General features: G+C 45.3%; 15 protein-coding genes and 1 tRNA gene. 10 read left to right on the forward strand and 6 right to left on the reverse strand.

Annotation, left to right across the window (positions count from 1 at the left end; genetic code table 11):
* Nucleotides 1-95 precede the first annotated feature (95 nt).
* Genes GA520_RS03860 through GA520_RS03870 form a run of 3 tightly spaced genes read right to left on the reverse strand, consistent with a single transcriptional unit; the run spans nt 96 to nt 2,502 of the window.
* Nucleotides 96-1,007: an NAD(P)/FAD-dependent oxidoreductase gene (locus tag GA520_RS03860; protein ID WP_163338001.1), complete on the reverse strand. Its 912-nt coding sequence runs from the start codon at nt 1,005-1,007 to the stop codon at nt 96-98.
* A gap of 9 nt (nt 1,008-1,016) precedes the next feature.
* A complete protein-coding gene (locus GA520_RS03865; protein ID WP_163338000.1) occupies nt 1,017-1,331 on the reverse strand; it encodes a thioredoxin family protein in 315 nt (104 codons plus the stop codon).
* Between the two features lie 22 nt (nt 1,332-1,353).
* On the reverse strand, nt 1,354-2,502 hold the full coding sequence (locus tag GA520_RS03870; RefSeq protein ID WP_163337999.1) for a GntR family transcriptional regulator: 1,149 nt from the start codon (nt 2,500-2,502) through the stop codon (nt 1,354-1,356).
* 220 nt (nt 2,503-2,722) lie between these two features.
* Between GA520_RS03870 and GA520_RS03875 the strand changes: the two genes are divergently transcribed.
* The 5 genes from GA520_RS03875 to GA520_RS03895 all read left to right on the forward strand — a co-directional run bounded on the left by GA520_RS03875 (nt 2,723) and on the right by GA520_RS03895 (nt 7,894).
* A complete protein-coding gene (locus GA520_RS03875) occupies nt 2,723-3,187 on the forward strand; it encodes a tripartite tricarboxylate transporter TctB family protein (protein WP_163337998.1) in 465 nt (154 codons plus the stop codon).
* A gap of 10 nt (nt 3,188-3,197) precedes the next feature.
* The gene (locus tag GA520_RS03880) at nt 3,198-4,703 is read left to right on the forward strand and encodes a tripartite tricarboxylate transporter permease (RefSeq protein WP_163337997.1); all 1,506 of its coding nucleotides are present in this window, start codon (nt 3,198-3,200) and stop codon (nt 4,701-4,703) included.
* A 26-nt stretch (nt 4,704-4,729) separates the two neighbouring features.
* Nucleotides 4,730-5,671 (forward strand): tripartite tricarboxylate transporter substrate binding protein, encoded by a 942-nt coding sequence (locus tag GA520_RS03885; protein WP_163337996.1) that lies wholly within the window; start codon nt 4,730-4,732, stop codon nt 5,669-5,671.
* 169 nt (nt 5,672-5,840) lie between these two features.
* Entirely contained in the window at nt 5,841-6,896 is a 1,056-nt protein-coding gene (locus tag GA520_RS03890) for a proline racemase family protein (RefSeq protein ID WP_163337995.1), read from the forward strand.
* Between the two features lie 8 nt (nt 6,897-6,904).
* Nucleotides 6,905-7,894 carry an ornithine cyclodeaminase family protein gene (locus GA520_RS03895; protein WP_163337994.1) on the forward strand — a complete coding sequence of 330 codons (990 nt, stop codon included), beginning with the start codon at nt 6,905-6,907 and terminating at the stop codon, nt 7,892-7,894.
* An 890-nt stretch (nt 7,895-8,784) separates the two neighbouring features.
* Here the strand turns inward: GA520_RS03895 and GA520_RS03900 are convergent.
* Both GA520_RS03900 and tnpA read right to left on the reverse strand, forming a co-directional pair.
* Nucleotides 8,785-9,720, reverse strand: coding sequence for a hypothetical protein (locus tag GA520_RS03900; RefSeq protein ID WP_163337993.1), 936 nt, complete (start codon nt 9,718-9,720; stop codon nt 8,785-8,787).
* 542 nt (nt 9,721-10,262) lie between these two features.
* Nucleotides 10,263-10,607 (reverse strand): IS200/IS605 family transposase, encoded by a 345-nt coding sequence (tnpA, locus tag GA520_RS03905; RefSeq protein ID WP_370362743.1) that lies wholly within the window; start codon nt 10,605-10,607, stop codon nt 10,263-10,265.
* 636 nt (nt 10,608-11,243) lie between these two features.
* Here tnpA and GA520_RS03910 point away from each other — a divergent pair.
* From GA520_RS03910 to GA520_RS03930, 5 genes are all read left to right on the forward strand, one after another.
* The gene (locus GA520_RS03910; RefSeq protein WP_163337992.1) at nt 11,244-12,209 is read left to right on the forward strand and encodes a hypothetical protein; all 966 of its coding nucleotides are present in this window, start codon (nt 11,244-11,246) and stop codon (nt 12,207-12,209) included.
* Between the two features lie 174 nt (nt 12,210-12,383).
* Entirely contained in the window at nt 12,384-12,926 is a 543-nt protein-coding gene (locus GA520_RS03915; RefSeq protein ID WP_163337991.1) for a YeeE/YedE thiosulfate transporter family protein, read from the forward strand.
* Nucleotides 12,923-13,453 carry a YeeE/YedE thiosulfate transporter family protein gene (locus GA520_RS03920; protein ID WP_163337990.1) on the forward strand — a complete coding sequence of 177 codons (531 nt, stop codon included), beginning with the start codon at nt 12,923-12,925 and terminating at the stop codon, nt 13,451-13,453. The genes GA520_RS03915 and GA520_RS03920 overlap by 4 nt, the downstream gene beginning before the upstream one ends.
* A 97-nt stretch (nt 13,454-13,550) precedes the next feature.
* Nucleotides 13,551-14,051, forward strand: coding sequence for a cytochrome P460 family protein (locus tag GA520_RS03925; protein ID WP_163337989.1), 501 nt, complete (start codon nt 13,551-13,553; stop codon nt 14,049-14,051).
* A gap of 189 nt (nt 14,052-14,240) precedes the next feature.
* The gene (locus GA520_RS03930; RefSeq protein ID WP_163337988.1) at nt 14,241-15,170 is read left to right on the forward strand and encodes a cytochrome c; all 930 of its coding nucleotides are present in this window, start codon (nt 14,241-14,243) and stop codon (nt 15,168-15,170) included.
* Nucleotides 15,171-16,321: 1,151 nt separating this feature from the next.
* Here GA520_RS03930 and GA520_RS03935 read toward each other — a convergent pair.
* Nucleotides 16,322-16,398: transfer RNA gene (locus tag GA520_RS03935), tRNA-Arg, on the reverse strand.
* Nucleotides 16,399-16,470: the final 72 nt, after the last annotated feature.

Here is a 16,470-nt window from a genome sequence, read left to right on the forward strand (position 1 = left end):
TATTGTTCCCTTCAAACCTAAATTTCTAAGCGCTACATGCAGGTTTTTGTCGATCTGGGCAATACGTTCAGGGTAGAGATCCCAGATCACAATGTTTAGCTGCATAAGTATCTGTGAGCCTCAAGGGCGGCGATGGTTCCATCAGACATTGCCGTGGTAAGCTGCCTGTATCTTTTACTGATTATGTCTCCTGCCGCAAAAACACCGGGGATAGGGGTGTTCATATCCTCTGTTACCATGATATAACCGTACTTATCCGTTTTTATCTGTTCACTGAGGGAATCGGTTGCCGGTTTCTGGCCTATGAAAACAAACATGCCATCGGTCTTGATCTGTTCTTTTTCCCCTGATTCAACATTTTCAAGATCAACAAGGGCTGAACTCCCCTGAGGTTCAATAGCCGTAAGCTTTGTGCCGGTCATAATTGTGAACTTGCCGGTATCAAGCGCCTTCTGCTGGGTGGTCTCAGCGGCGGGGCAGTTTTCCATCGCCTCTACGATGGTGATACTCTTTACTCCGAGACCCTCAAGATAGAGACTCTCATCAAAGGCGCTGTTGCCGCCGCCCACTACCACAACGTCCTTGTCCTTGTAAAAGTTACCGTCACAAAGCGAGCAGTAGTGGATATGTTCATCCCAGTCTGTATCTACCGGCAGCATGATTGGTTTCCTGCCCATGGCAAGCACCACCGCACGAGCAAAAAAATCCCCTTCATCGGTGGAAATCTTTTTCAACTCACCTTCAAGCTCAAGTCCCTCTATCTCAACAACTTCTATGAGATTGGCACCCAGGGCGAGCATCTGATCCTTTACGCTGTCCATCAGATCCATGCCGCCTATGGATTGGTGGGAGGGAAAGTTTTCCACCGTATGGGTCCAGTTGGCCAGGCCCCCGCACACCTCCTGCTCAATAACGAGGGTGCTCAGATTGCTTCTGGCGCCGTAGATTGCCGCGGTCATACCGGCAATTCCGCCGCCGATAACAACCAGATCATATTGACTTTTCATGGCGGGACCTCACGCACTTAAGTAAAGTTCTGCAAGCTCAATAGGTTTCATAATCCCCGCCTTTCGTGCAGCAACATCACCTTTTTTATACACAAGGATCGACGGCACCCGGCTCACCTCCAGCTCTTTTACTATCACGTCGTTCTCCTCGGAGTTGATGCAGGCCATTGCAATGTCCGGGTGGCTTGCCTTGCACTTGTCCATCACCTTCAGCAGCACCTTGCAGTTAGGACATTTGCTTTTATGAAAAACAACAAGGCAGTCGTTTGCCTGCACGTGGTCCCTGTAATTATCTTCCTGTAGGGTAATGATCTGACTATCCATAATTTACTCTCTCCTGTGTCTGTTACTCGATGGATTTTGCGTACATGTCAAAGAGACGCAGGACAAAATCCACCGGTTTAGTTATGTCTTCTTTTAACCAGTATTTTGCCTCGTCAGGATTGTTGTCTGATAAGGCCTGGACGATTTTTCTATGATGATCAATACCAGCTGTCGGTTTGGGAACAAGGGATTGCCGAAAGAGAATCTGGTAGTAAGGACTGCTTAAATCCCAGAGCTGATTTATCATGGTCAGCATCATTGTAGAGCCGGCATCCTGATAGGCAAGCATGTGAAATACTCTGTTTGCATCAAAGAGCTTGACTGGATCATTTTCCTGGTCAACCTGCTCGTAATAACGTTGTGCCTCTTCCAGGTCTCTCAAGGTCTCTTTTGTACGTCTTGTGGCTGCTAGGGAAATTGCTTCACATTCGAGCAATACCCTCATGTGGAGAATCTCTTTGAATTTGGATCTGGAGAGTTGAGAGGCAAGCCAGCCACGATTTTCATGGTGCGTAACAAACCCCTTTGCCTCAAGGCGGCTTAAGGCCTCTCGAACCGGGGTAGTGCTCACCTGCATCTGCTCGGCGATTTTATTTGGTGAGAGCCTCTGACCCGGTGGCACCGAGCCGGAAATGATGTTGGCAATAAGCTTCTTGTAGACGATCTGGTTAATAGATTCCTGTTCAACGGAGTCAAAAGAAGCCGGATTGCTATCTGCATTACCACCGCTTGTGTTGCCAGGCAGTGCTATGGGGCCGAGTTTTTGGCGTAGGTCAGATAAGCCTTTATATTTTTCAAGGTCTGTTTTTTGAAGCCAGGTGCGTATCAGCCGGGATACGCTTGTTGTGGTAAGCTGCTTGTCGCCCTTTCTCGATTTGAACAGGAAGTCTTCCTGATCAAGGTCGCCATGCATCAGGAGCTGATTGAAACTGTTCTTTATGGCCGGGGTGATAGTCGGTCCTTCACCTTTCTCTGTTAAAGAAAGACTTTTATTTTCCTCACAGGAGAAAAGATCTTTCACCCGGATTTCCAGAATCGCTTTTGTTGTGCAGTTTTTCTGTAGCAACAATTCAAGAAGAAGAAGATCACGGGGTCTGCTGGTAAGGAAAGAGCGGAGCTGCTCCAGGTCTTTTCTGTGCTCCTCGGTGATGATATTCTGTGCTGTGTCCAATCTTGTTCTCCTTTTCTATAGGTCTGTTTTGACAATACTTAACGTGACATTGAATGTCAACTGATTAACTCGTGAAAATCATGTCGAACCGGCATGTGGCGCACAATATCTTGAATATATTAATAAATAAAAAAATGACAAGACAGTATTGACAGTGCATAATATATCATGTAGCCTAAAGTTGTCATTCAGGCAGGAGTTCATTCGAAAAGGAGACCTTATGCAGAATTTCTTCAACAGAAACAGGATCACTGCACTCGTATTTATGCTGATTGGTTTTGTTTTTCTTTATTCAGCGCTGACTTTTGAGCCTGGATTTCAGGATGACTCACTTGTGATGACGCCTATGGCGTATCCCACCTGGTTGATTTACGGTTGGTTGCTTGTGTCGCTTGTCTACTTTATCACAGGAAAGGAGTCTCTCACCCTGATTGATATTTCAAAATCAAGACAAGCACTCTCTGTGGTAGCCCTATTGATCGGCACCTATTTCTTCCTCTTTCCTGTGCTCGGCCTACCACTTTCCAGCTTTCTTTTTCTCATGGCATTTTTCATCTATGAAGGCATGCGGAATTTCAAGGTCATCGTTCCAATTGCCCTGCTGATATCGTTTCTGTTCTGGTTTGTATTTGAGAAGTTGCTGAATATTTCCATGCCGAGAGGCATCCTGGATCTTTTAGGATAAGGGGAAGAGTATGTTGAGTGATATAGTTGCATCGCTATCTATGAGTTTTACCCCGGAGGTTGTCTTTGTCCTCTTTGTCGGGGTTGTGTTCGGATGTATTATCGGGGCAATGCCTGGCCTTGGCACTTGTGTAGCCATTGTTGTGTGCCTTCCTTTCACCCTCCAGCTTGAGCCAATATCAGCCATTGCATTGCTCATGGGTGTTTACGGCTCATCAATATATGGCGGTTCGATTTCCGCAGTGCTGATAAATACGCCGGGAACCCCTCAGTCCGCCGCTACCGGTATGGACGGTTACCCCATGGCAAGAAAGGGGCAGGCAGCCCAGGCACTGGGTTGGGTGACATCAGCCTCCATTGTGGGCGGACTGCTCTCCTGTCTGGCACTTATGCTGGCTGCACCACAGCTCGCGGCCCTCTCCCTTAAATACGGTGGTCCCCTTGAAATCACCGGCCTGATCTGTATGGGGCTTGCCTGTATCAGCTCTTTATCTGAGGGGAACCAGGTAAAGGGAATCCTGATGGGAATTGGTGGACTTCTTTTGGCCACAATCGGTAATGATCCGGTGAGCGGTGAGATGAGATTTCTTTTCGGCAGTGAAAATCTTGCCGGAGGAATTGCCCTTATGCCGGTTGTTGTCGGAATATTCCCCTTAGCAGAGGTGTTCGTACGCATCCACGAACTTCGCGCTGAAAAAATCAAGACTCCTGTAAGCTGTAAAAAGATTATTTTTCCAAAGCTTAAAGAGTGGAAAACCAGGACTGCAAATCTGTTCAGGTCTTCGGCCATCGGTATCGGTCTTGGCATCCTTCCCGGTGTAGGTGCAACAGCGTCAACCTTTGTCAGCTATACAACCGCTAAAAAACTCTCCCCCCGGGGTGACAATTTCGGTAAAGGCGAGCCGGACGGGCTGATAGCAGCTGAAGCATCCAACAACGCCATTACAGGTGGTGCACTTATACCGACTCTAGCCCTAGGTATACCCGGAGAACCCGCTACGGCCCTGATGCTTGCCTCTATGACATTACACGGCATTGTACCGGGTGTTAGACTCATGGTAGATAATCCAAAAGTGGTCTACTCCTGCTTTATACTACTCATTATTGCCAATCTACTCATAATTCCGGCCTCGCTCATTGTGATCAGAGCCTTTGGTAAGATCATTAATTTTCCACCTCCGGTACTGCTCGGCCTGATAGTCGTCTGTTCCCTGGTGGGTGTTTATATTCCAAGCGGCGTATTTTTTGATGTTCCTGTGGCTCTTGCTATCGGTCTGCTGGCCTTTGCTATGCGCCTCTATGAGTTTCCTATTACTCCCTTACTTATAGGTTATGTTCTTGGTCCCCAGCTAGAATTCAACATGAGCCAGGCGGCAATTTACAAGGGGGATATGTCATTACCTGCTTACTTAGGCTCTTCACCACTGGCCATCGTACTCTTTACAGTCGCTGCACTGTTCCTGCTCATGCCGATCTTGAAGTCAACTTTACTTGCTGCCAGAAAATCGAGCAGCTGATAATTCAACCGTACAGGAGATGAAAAATGAAAAAACTTATTTTAACCACACTGGTACTGCTATTTGCCGCCAGCAGTTCTCTCGCTGCTGACTTTCCAAGCAGAACCCTGACCTTTGTAATTCCTTTTGGTGCTGGTGGTGAGACCGATATCGTAGCCAGGGTACTTGCCAAAGAGATGGAAAAAGAGCTGGGCGTAACCGTTGCACCAAAGAACATAGTTGGGGCCTCGGGGATGAATGGTGTTAAAGCTGTAGTGTCCGCCAAACCGGACGGGTATACTCTTGGAGTAATCCCCAGTGCACCGCTGGTAATGCACCCGCATATGAGAAAACTGCCTTACAATCCGATGGAAGACCTGAAGTTTGTCGGAAGGGCAAGCTATGACCCTTACCTGGTGCTGGTACGCAAAGATGCTAAGTGGAATACTCTGGACGAGATGGTTTCCGATATGAAAGAGAACCCGGGTAAATTCCACTGGGCCTCCGCCGGTGCAGGAAGTGTTCCGTATTTCGCCGGTAAGGATCTCTTTAAAAGCTTTGAGCTGGATGTAAAACACGTTCCTTTTAAGGGCGACGCAGGGGCTCTCCAGGCCATAGCAGCAGACAGGGTTGCAGTTTACACCACCACCGCCGGAGTATTGGCTAAGCATGATGTTAAGGCGTTGGCGATTCTTGCTCCGGAAGCATCTTCAAAGTTTCCTGAAATTACTCCTGTAACAAAATCCGGAAAAGAGGTGTTCTACAGCCAGTTTGTAACTCTCGTAGCTCCAAGTGATCTGCCGGAAGACATTATGGCAACACTGTCCGAAGCTCTTGCAAAGGTAACCTCCTCAGAAGGTTTTGTAGGTGACATGGAGAAGCTCGGAATGACTCCTGCCTACCTGGATACCGTAGCAACAAATGAGTTCATCGCCGGTGAATTTGAAAGAAATGCTAAAAACATCCAGGCATTGATGGAAAAGAAATAGGCTCTCGTCAATTCTGCAAGGGAGTATGTTGTAAAGCAATGACTTTACAACTACTCCCTATTTTGTTTTCTAGGGAATTTATTAAGGTCTGCGGATTTATCCCTGACAAACAGGGTTCATTTGCTTTTATCATAACCTAATGATCAAACAGTATTTAAGGTAACTTCTGATGAGTAACATTGAGAAACAGCTCCAGCATATCGAACAATGGAGTCCTCCCGAGGATTGGATGAATATTTCAGTCTTTGATGCCCACACTGGCGGAGAACCCCTCAGGATAGTCTTGAGTGGCTTGCCTGAAATCATGGGTAAGACAGTGCTTGAGCGAAGGCAGTATATGAAGGACAATTACGATCATCTCAGAACTGCCCTGATGTTTGAGCCAAGGGGGCACGCTGATCAATACGGAGCCGTCATAATGCCTCCCTGTACCGAAGGGACGGATTTTTCTGTACTGTTTATTCATAATGAAGGTTACAGCACCATGTGCGGCCACGCTATTATAGCGATGACCACCGTGATGCTTGAGACCGGCGCTGTTGAAATGCAGTACCCGGAAACCGTATTAAAAATTGAGGTGCCCTCCGGCATAATTACCTCTTACGCAGAGTGCAGGGACGGCAAGGTGATCAATGTCAGGTTTCACAACGTCCCGTCATTTGCCTCTATGCTCGACCAGAAAGTCAAGGTTCCCGGCTTAGGAGAGATTAGTTTTGACTTAGGCTTTGGTGGAGCATTTTACGCCTATGTTGATGCGGAATCCTGCGGTGTGAAAATGATTCCGGACGATTACAGAAACCTTATCGAGGTGGGCGGTGCGGTCAAAAAGGCGGTGATGGACAACTTTCCTGTCGTCCACCCCTATGAGAATGATCTCTCCTTTCTCTACGGTACCATCTTCACCGGTCCGGCTATCACCCCTGGTATCGATAGCAGAAACGTTTGTATTTTTGCTGAAGGTGAGGTGGACAGATCATCCACAGGCTCCGGTGTTGCCGGTAGAGTGGCTATCCACCATGCCAAGGGTGACATAAGAGTCGGTCAGAAAATGACCATTGAATCGATTCTTGGCTCTGTCTTAACTGGCAGTGTTGTAGAGGAAACGACCTTTGGTTCCCACAATGCAGTTATCCCGCAGGTTGAAGGCAGAGCCTGGATGAATGGCAAGGCCCAGTTTTTTATTGACCCGGATGACCCGTTAAAAAATGGCTTTATACTTCGTTAGGGGAAATTATGAATGAAAACAGGATAAAGGCTCTTTCGGGTAAGGACCTGAGAAATATACTGAAGATGGAAGACTGTATTGACAGCATGGGTAATGCCTTTGCCGCACTTTACCGCAGAGAAGTTGATGTCCCGCTCAGAACTGCCATCGATATGGAACCAGACAACGGCGGCGCTCTTTTTATGCCGGTATACTCTTCATCCATATCCAGGGTCGGGGTAAAGACTGTAATTATCAATAGAGATAATCCTGCGAGAGGGTTGCCGTTTATTCATGCCATGGTCCAGATCTTTGACTCCTCTACAGGAGCACCTGTAGCCTTGATGGATGGAGAAGTTATAACAGCCATGCGAACAGGAGCCGTTTCCGGTCTTGCAACGAAGCTATTGGCCAAAGACAATGCGAAGATTGCTGCGATAATCGGGACAGGCGCTCAGGGCGAAACCCAATTGGAAGGGGTATGCTGTGTCAGGGATATAACTACTGCCTATGTGTTTGATTTAGATATTGCAAGAGCAGAGGATTTTGCAGCCAGGATGTCCAAGCACCTTGGAATAAAAGTAGTTGTTGCACAATCCTCGGAGCAACTGACAGAGGCCGATATAATTTGCACCTCCACATCTTCCACAAAACCTGTTTTTGATGACGTGTACATTAAACGAGGAACACATATAAACGGTGTTGGTTCGTATCGTCCTGATATGGCAGAAATACCAGCCCAGACACTACAGAGGGCAAAAGTTGTTGTTGATCAGAGACAAGGGTGTCTTGCTGAAGCCGGCGACCTTGTACAGCCTATCAAAGAGGGTATTTTTTCAGATGAAATTATTCACGGTGATTTGGGTGAAGTTGTAACCGGCAATATTGTCGCTAGAGAAGATGATGAGGAAGTCACTGTTTTTAAATCTGTTGGTATAGCAGTGCAGGACTTAGTCACTGCGGATCTTGCACTTAAATTAGCTGAAAGTATGGGGGGCGGGCAAGAAATTATTCTTTAGTAATAGAGAATATTTCTTATTGCCACAGTTTGTCTTAACACTGAGCTATTTATAATTGCAAACACACTAGAAAAGCCAGACTGGTTACAAAATGGCCTTGTTCGAACAGTGGATTTATTAAGTTGAAATCGGCCCTGGTATTCAATCTCCTGGTAATGTTAAATAGAATACCAGGGCCGATTCAGCATTTAAGATCGCCAAATGTATAAGTCTTAAAATTTTTCAGGTACAAGCAAAACCTGACCTTCATTGGAAGAAGGGTTTAGTTCAAGGGAATAGGAGATCTTTTGACAGTAGTAGCCGAAAGATTAATGTTGTTAAATTAGCAGTAAATAGGGGTCTCACTTCTCAACTTGTTCAAGTCACCGTTGCAACTTCTACGGATCTAGGTTAGTCGGCCCGAGAGAAGGGCTTTGCTCCCTCTAAAACTCTTTTTCAAGTAGTTGACTTGGCATTTGTAGACAATGCATAAATCGATGGAAAAATAATGTTTTTAGATAAGGAGATTCTGCAATTGATCACGAGATTTAACATTGCCAGGACAAAGGTAGTCAACCCTTTCACTAAACAGGACAAAAGACTATTCCTGTCAAGATGAGGGCACGCATTTCTACCAAGTGGAGTTCGCCGAGGGTGAAACGACTCTGAAGGAGAACAGGAAAATTCCTTACTCTCCAATGACCTAATCTCCATTGAAAAACGTTCTATCTCTTTAAGCACCCCGCAGTTCATTTTGCGAGGAGCGATCCAAACATTAACAATGTAGGCGCCTCGCCCACCAGTATAAATAGAAAAGGGTTTCAGCACATTCGCTGAAACCCTTTTTATTGCAAGAATCTTGAATTTTTTTATAGAAACCAAGAAACCAGAGTACGATTAATGGTGGTGTGCTAGGCCTCAGTCTCTATGGTACCAGTTTCTCCCGGGGGATTGGTGTCCGGTTGTTGCTCGCTGGTACCGTAAAGCTCTTCATAGACTGCCAGGAATTTTTCATAGGCGGCACCATTGCCTGCCGGTTGGCTTGGTAATGGGGGGGCTGATATCGAGGCGACCTGATTTTGTATCGTTTCCATTGAGCTATCCAGGACTCCACTATACCACTCTTTCAGGGCATCCAAATCAGCGGTGATAATTGTCAGATCCTGCTCCAGATCTGCAGCTGCCTGGGGTGGCTGTGTTGTGCCGCCTTCTGCAAGTTCATCCGTGGTTACATTCCCCTCATCCTCATTGCCGGGCATGGTTTGAACAGGGTCTGCGATATCGTTTCCTGGTTGTGAATCGACAGGTTCAAGCTTATCTAGGAGGGCCTGAAATGCTGAGCTGTAGATATCCCTGAAGGTCTCGATGGTTAGCTGTCCGCTTTCAGAGCTTTCTTTACCTGATGTCACGGCCTCTTCAAATGCTTTCATGGCACCTTCCACGTCCAGAGGTGCTTCAGTCTCTGTGCTGGATTCCACATCCTCAGGGTTGTTGAGGGGGGGATACAATGAGGCAAGTTTATCTCTTACCGCAGTGGTAAGTTGTTTACCTTCTCCTTCCAGTATCTCTGAGGTTTCCTGGGAAGCAGCCTGTTGAAATCGTTCAGCGTGGACTATCGATAGACGCAGTTGAGCAACACCTTTATAGTGTCCTTCCTGAAGATGCCGGATAACACCTTTTGCCTCACCGATGTTTAGCCGGTCAGTGGAAGTCGCCTGGGTGGAGGCTTTATCCTCGATGCTATCTGAGGGTTTGGCTGTATTTGTTTGCTCAGCCTGAGCCTGTTGTTGTCGCTTGATTTGGCCGTAGGCATGCGCACTGTGACTTTGATTACTTTCTATCTTCATAGCAGTCTACTCCTCCTTGAGTTCATTGCCGGTAGCGGTGTTTCAACTCCTTTATCGGCAGTCTCAGCTTTTGTCTTTAGATGAAATCACGTATACCGCACTAAAAAGTTATTGTTGTAGCGTGTTTTTTGAGTGTAAGAAGATTGCACGCTGGCCTTCCATTTATGGATTTCAAGGACCTGTTCACCAATCAGCTTTCGTTTCACTGCATACGTTACACTTCAGCAGAAGAGCGAGCGAAATGTCTTAACCTAGCTCTTTTTTGAGGTGATTGACTTGAAACGATGAAGTTTACCTTTTCACCTTTTTGCTTTTGCATTTCGGACAGGAAAATTATGGTCGCCCTGTGATATATGAAATCACAAAATACTTATAGCTAACCACATGTGAGTCTCCTCCCGCAAAGCGGGAGGACTCAAGTTAAGCCCACCAAAAGGGGGCGTTTACAGCAGGAAAGCCCCACTGGGCTCTTAGTTCTGACTCAAACAATGATTGTTGATGATTCTCATGCTCAAGGATATATTTACGTATGGTCGCTTCATCTAAACAACTGTACTTACGCAGTAGCCACGTGACCAAAAATGTAAACCGGTTACTCTTCGGTTACCAATACTACGGTGAATCCGCACGGCGCTTTTGCCTTTCAAAAAACCGATCTCAAAAGCTATGCTGAATTTCGGTGGAACACGCAAGCACATGTGCACATGGTATTGCATCAAATGCCCTTCAAGCAACTCCATTCCTCGTTGTCGACATAGATCTCGTAGAATTTCGCCAGCCAGTTTTTTTACTTGGCCGTACAACACTCTTTTGTGAGACTTCGGAACGACCACTATATGGTATTTGCAATCCCACCTTACGTGTGATGAACTTTCCCATTCATGCATAGGTTCTTCCTCCTTACTTAGCCTCGCAGGGCTTTCCTGGAGGGAGAACCTATTTTATTTTACGCCGGACCGGTAGAACCTATCCGGGTCCACCACTAGAAGTGGTGGGTTTATGAACAACTAAGGGCAGTTTGCGAGATTGCTAACCGGGTCTCTATTATTGTAATCTTTACGTATCAACCAGTTTCAAGTTGAAGATTAGTAATGCCAATGAGAAGGCTTGAGGTAATTGGCCATGTTTACGTTGTTCCTGTATTCCTCCAGAATCCTCTTACAACCAGCAAGCTCTTTTTACCGGACAGGCGCACCGCCACCTGCACAGGAAGAACTGTAAAATTTATAGTTTTCTTAAATACTTGACATTGCCAGTGCTAGCCTCAAGCATTGCAATAACGCTTGTCCCTGAAGAGAATCTATCAACCTTATTGTCTCTATCAAATAAAATGATTAATTTTGCTGATGGAGATCTAATTATCATGCTGTGGATAGTATCCGCTTTCCTGTTATCATGAAAATTAGCATGATTAGCAGTTAAGGAAAGCCTATCATAGGCAAAATTAAGAAATCAAATGATAGCCGCTTCTGGTGATTACCAGAAACCGGATAATAACTTGTTAGGCCCAAATATAGTAGCTGATGGAAAAGGCACGAAACAGAACCTTCGGCAAAATGATGAAACAGCTGCAACGGCCATACTCGCTCTGCCTCTATGATGGTCTCGGCTGCGAGAATGATGCAATTAGGGCTCACTCAGTGCAGAACGCTGGTACGCTAGAATCCCTTTGCAAAGACGGGCATGTAGTCATGCCCCAGTTAGTGCTTACACGCCATGAACCTCCGAGGTTCGAGTTTCAGCTGGTGGGGCGAAACAACGCAACAACGTTCACCGGACTCTGCGCTGATCATGATGCAGATCTATTTCGTCCGCTTGATACCAATGGAATCGATCTAGGCAGCGATGAGCATTTGTTTCTTCTCTCATACAGAGCCGTGTTAAAGGAGGCACATACGACAAGAAAATCCGCGATCGATACTCAACTTACTTATCAGCGTGGTATCGAGGAAGGGCTACACCCAAAAGATGTACCTTGCGCACCAGGGGAACAGGCAATGGAACAGATGATTTCAGCTTGGCTAATTGAACTCTGCCGCGCGCGATACGAACATGCATCTATCAACTGTACTCACAAGGATATTAAACATAGAGTCATTGAATTGGACGCGCCCCCCTGTCTGGCTGTGAATTCTATGTTCTCCACTGAGGTTATATCAGAAGAAACCGGTCAGCCCAAGTTTTGTCACACTGAATGTTTTTCCGCTAGGGGAATGCACGGTTGCCGTTTTTCTTATTACGCAAGCGAGCGAAATTGCGCTATTCAAGCGTTCGACCATATTTTCAACGCTACCGGGCATTATCAAAATTACTTAATTTCCAAACTGATCCTAAAGAAATGTGAAAATTTCGTTCTTGCACCAGACCTGTTCAAAAATTTCGGAAGCAAACAGGTTGAATTGGTAACGAATTATTTTGAAAGAAATATTTGTGGCCAAGTGTATGACAATGACGCACCTGAAATCTATCTGTTTGAGCCAGTAGCATGAGGAAAACTAGACCTAACAAGCCATAAGCGCTGACCGAAAAACATCGGCGGTATAGCCAAATTATGCGGTACGCACTAAGTTCTACGATAATCCGGCATTAATCTTACATATTTATGCGGCAGGTTATCGCGACGCTCGATCTCAAGCAACGTAACTCAAAACAGGAGATTAAAAATGAAATGGAAAACAGATGATGGAGGATGGAACCCCTACCTCGCCGGAGGCCTTTTAGGTCTTTTGGCAATCGCTTCAGTTTTTGCAACCACCGAATTACTCGGGAAAAGCAGTTACCTGGGAGCGTCTACTACGTTCGTTCGGGCTGCAGGTATTTTGGAGCGAACAGTTGCAACAGATCATGTGCTGTCAAACGAATATTACACGAAAACAAAGGTCCATGTTGATTGGCAGTTCATGCTGGTTTTAGGGATTGTCCTTGGAGCCTTTATTTCATCCAAAATGGATAAGAGCTTCCGGTTGGAGAGTGTCCCTTCTACCTGGAAGAAACGATTTGGCCCATCGATTGGAAAACGAGCAGTCGGGGCAATTGTGGGTGGGATTATTGCCATGATAGGCGCTCGTCTGGCCTCTGGCTGTCCAAGTGGGCATGGTCTTAGTGGCATGATGCAATTGTCGGTAAGTTCTTTTGTGGCTTTGGCGATGTTTTTCGGTGTAGGTGTTTTGGTTGCTCGAATAGTTTATAGAAGGAGGGTGTCATGAATAATGGTCAATGGCTGGGCCTAGTCACAGGCGTATTATTTGGATTTTTACTCCAGAAAGGTCGTGTTCTTCGCTTCGATAAGCAAGTTGGAGCAATGTTGTTGACGGACATGACAATATTAAAATTCATGCTTTCGGCAATTCTGGTGGGAATGGCAGGGATACTCATGCTCTCGAACTTTGAGATCATTACCTTGAGCCACAAGTCAATGAATATTGGTGGCGTGTTGATTGGAGGCGCTTTGTTCGGTTCAGGATGGGCAATAATGGGCTTCTGCCCTGGCACATCCCTGGGCGCGTTAGGAGAAGGCCGCTGGCATGCTGTGTTTGCCATAATAGGTATGGTGGCAGGGGCAGCACTCTATGCAGAACTGTATCCCTTCTTTAAATCGACAGTACTTGCGTGGAAAGACTTCGGCAAGATCGGATTACAGGAAGCCCTGAGTGTATCATTATGGGTCATAATTCCAAGCTTTTGGGCGGGAACGATTTCTTTGTTCTTTTGGTTTGAGAGGAGGGGGCTCTAACTTGAAAATATGATCAAACAAAGGCATACACCAGACGGCTTTTAGCCGCCGGTGATGCCAGCCGTTAGCTAATTAATCAATTAATGAGGAGACTAATATGAAATCTAAAACATCTTTTTTTGTCTCATTAATTTTGCTTGGATTGCCCATTATTACTTCCGGGGCTGACATTAAACAATCTCACGATATCAATTATCCTAATGGATGGCAAAAATGGGCTTCAATAGCAGTTTCTCACCGAACTGATAACAATACAATTCGCATAATATTAGGTAATGATGTTGCAGTAGAAGCTGCACGTGTTGGTAGAGTTAATCCTTGGCCTGATGGAGCTATTTTAGGAAAAGTAGTTTGGAAGGATATTCAACTAGATAATTGGGAAGAAGCAATTGTTCCAGGACAATTTGTTCATGCTGAATTTATGCTGAAAGACTCTAAGAAATATTCAAAAACATATGGTTGGGGTTGGGCGCGTTGGGTCGGACAAGATCAAAAACCTTTCAATAAAGGCGCACAGGTTTGCATTTCATGCCATACACCTGTTAAGGATCGAGATTGGGTATTCACCGACCCCGCTCAATTTCCAAATATTAAATAGTTAACAAGGCCGCTCCACAAAGGACCGCCTGAGGTCGCGGGTTTAAAAGCTTTAGTGGAATCAAAGAAAGAACTATAAAAATACATAGTTCATTGGGCTAAAATCAGGCGGTCTGTGAGCTTAACGTTTGATTTTAATAACAATTGGTACAAAGTTTTTGAAACAACTATCCCTACTAAGGAGGATACTATGAAAAAAATTGTTATTATCTTCTTGTTTTTGACAGTTTTTGGCACGGCTGCATGGTCCCAGATGGGGGGAGGCATGATGGGCAGATCAACTCAGCAATTATATCCACAATCATACTCGCAGGAAGAAAAAAATGACAAACTCGATGAACTGTTACGCATAAGCCGTGGTGGACAACTTTATGACGATTGGTGGAAAACCACGATTGATACGGAGAAACCCAAAAAAGATTACCATCTTTGGAAGGAGCAAAACACTAACAAAAGGAATGGATATGATACTTATCGGTGCAAGGAGTGTCATGGTTGGGACTATCGTGGCAAGAACGGCGCCTATGGCAAGGGGTCTCACTACACCGGATTCAAAGGAGTGTATGAGGCAGCCAAGAAAATGTCCATAGAGGAACTTGAGAACGTAAACAAGAGAGGCGATCAAAACAATCACGATTTCACGCAATATATTGGTAAAGAAGAAATCGCCGATCTTGCACTTTTTATCAAAAAAGGACTTATTGACACAACCAAATTTGTGGATGATGAAGGTGTGCCCATAGGAGGTAATCCAAGAACGGGCAGCTATATTTTTAGTAGAAACTGTACTCAAATGTGCCACGGTTCGGTAGGTATAGGAATAAATTTTGGAGACGCTGAAAAGCCCGAGTTTGTGGGCACCATAGCTTACAACAACCCCTGGGAATTCATCCACAAGGTTAGAAATGGTCAACCCGGCACAAGGATGCCCTCAGCAATAATCAATGATTGGAGCGAAAAAGATATTCTTGACCTTTTGAGCTTTGCACGCACTTTACCCAAGGATACATCAGAAATTGGCTGGTGGGGACGTTTTGGAAGGGGTATGGGGCACCGCGGGATGATGCATGGAGATTACCGCCCCGGTAGTGGGAGAGGTTTCGGTCCAAGCTTGGAATGATATAGAGAAAATTTGCAAGTTCATCCCTGAAGGGAAGCCACCGAATCTCGAAGCTAATAGGGATTAATCTTTCGGTGGGTTTGTGAAATTTGGATTCCTGCATGCTTATCGGAATGTCTGATTGTGCGTGAAATCCAACGAATAAGGATAAATTGTGAGAGCGCAGCGATCCAAGATCTTATCCGTGGTTGAACAAGCCCGGAGTAGTAATAAGGAAATATCTTTTCAGAGGATTTTGCCGGAAGTGCAATCGAATGGTATGAACGTTTCTCAGGACGCACGTGTCACTTTGTCTGTACAGGCATAAAAAATCGGTTATTTCCTATAACCAACTCTCCTCCCTCTAAAATGCATGTTGAGGCGGCGCCAGATAGAACAATTATTCCGGCAGTTAAAATTACAACCGAACACTTCCAGATTGTCAGAAAATGTAAATCTAGAGCTTCTTCCTGATAGCATACGAGAAGCCTTTTCAATCCAACTTAAGAGACTTGAGCTGGCAAGGTTAACTGTTTAAGAAAATTAGAATATTTACCTTTTTCCTGTTTCTCTTCGACTGGCCACATCAACGATTTATGGTTCTATGTTGTTAGGCAGAATGAAATATATTGCAGCATGATGCCCCAATTCGAGTCCACACTTGTGCAGATTCGGATATATTTGATTCTACTCTCTTGTCTATTACCTAGGGGGGAGGGAATATGACAGACCATGTTTTCGTATTGGGTAAGTGCTAAGCATGGCTGATAGTGCAGTAGTAGTAGTCATTTCACGTTATATCTATCAGGTTCGTCAAAGAATGAGACATCAGCATAACCCGCATATATTATTCCTGAGTGCTCAACTCCTTTTGGAATGTAGTATCTATCGCCTTTTATGAAAGCTTGATGTTTCCCGCCGATAGTCTATTCAATTTTCCCTTCCAGAACAACATGGGCCCAAAAGCTAATCTTTCGGTAAATGCTGTGTTCCTTAAATCATATGATTTTCGAGGAGTTATTCTGGCTACAGGTATAGTGAAGAAAAAAAGGGAGGCATACCTTATAGAAAAAGGTTTCAAACCTTACAATCGACTTATACTTTTAATAGAGTTGGCATAGAACCATAAGAAAAAGCGCTTAGTCACAAAGTGGCTAAGCGCTTGATATATTTGGTACACCCGAAGGGATTCGAACCCCTGACACCCAGGTTCGAAGCCTGGTGCTCTATCCAGCTGAGCTACGGGTGCATTTGGTTGTAGTCTTTACTGCTGTTGTTTCCACAGTAAACTACTGTTGCGGGTTGTATACCACACGTCAGC

Origin of the sequence: Desulfopila sp. IMCC35008 (assembly GCF_010646885.2) — a bacterium.
Taxonomy (GTDB): Bacteria; Desulfobacterota; Desulfobulbia; order Desulfobulbales; family Desulfocapsaceae; genus Desulfopila.

What these genes read in the sequence shown, in the direction of transcription:
- GA520_RS03880 (WP_163337997.1), top strand. Translation starts at nt 3,198, where the DNA reads ATGTTGAGTGATATAGTTGCATCGCTATCTATGAGTTTTACCCCGGAG.
- GA520_RS03890 (WP_163337995.1), top strand. Translation starts at nt 5,841, where the DNA reads ATGAGTAACATTGAGAAACAGCTCCAGCATATCGAACAATGGAGTCCT.
- GA520_RS03860 (WP_163338001.1), bottom strand. Translation starts at nt 1,007, where the DNA reads ATGAAAAGTCAATATGATCTGGTTGTTATCGGCGGCGGAATTGCCGGT.
- GA520_RS03910 (WP_163337992.1), top strand. Translation starts at nt 11,244, where the DNA reads ATGGAAAAGGCACGAAACAGAACCTTCGGCAAAATGATGAAACAGCTG.
- tnpA (WP_370362743.1), bottom strand. Translation starts at nt 10,607, where the DNA reads ATGCATGAATGGGAAAGTTCATCACACGTAAGGTGGGATTGCAAATAC.
- GA520_RS03930 (WP_163337988.1), top strand. Translation starts at nt 14,241, where the DNA reads ATGAAAAAAATTGTTATTATCTTCTTGTTTTTGACAGTTTTTGGCACG.
- GA520_RS03865 (WP_163338000.1), bottom strand. Translation starts at nt 1,331, where the DNA reads ATGGATAGTCAGATCATTACCCTACAGGAAGATAATTACAGGGACCAC.
- GA520_RS03915 (WP_163337991.1), top strand. Translation starts at nt 12,384, where the DNA reads ATGAAATGGAAAACAGATGATGGAGGATGGAACCCCTACCTCGCCGGA.
- GA520_RS03895 (WP_163337994.1), top strand. Translation starts at nt 6,905, where the DNA reads ATGAATGAAAACAGGATAAAGGCTCTTTCGGGTAAGGACCTGAGAAAT.
- GA520_RS03875 (WP_163337998.1), top strand. Translation starts at nt 2,723, where the DNA reads ATGCAGAATTTCTTCAACAGAAACAGGATCACTGCACTCGTATTTATG.
- GA520_RS03900 (WP_163337993.1), bottom strand. Translation starts at nt 9,720, where the DNA reads ATGAAGATAGAAAGTAATCAAAGTCACAGTGCGCATGCCTACGGCCAA.
- GA520_RS03920 (WP_163337990.1), top strand. Translation starts at nt 12,923, where the DNA reads ATGAATAATGGTCAATGGCTGGGCCTAGTCACAGGCGTATTATTTGGA.
- GA520_RS03925 (WP_163337989.1), top strand. Translation starts at nt 13,551, where the DNA reads ATGAAATCTAAAACATCTTTTTTTGTCTCATTAATTTTGCTTGGATTG.
- GA520_RS03885 (WP_163337996.1), top strand. Translation starts at nt 4,730, where the DNA reads ATGAAAAAACTTATTTTAACCACACTGGTACTGCTATTTGCCGCCAGC.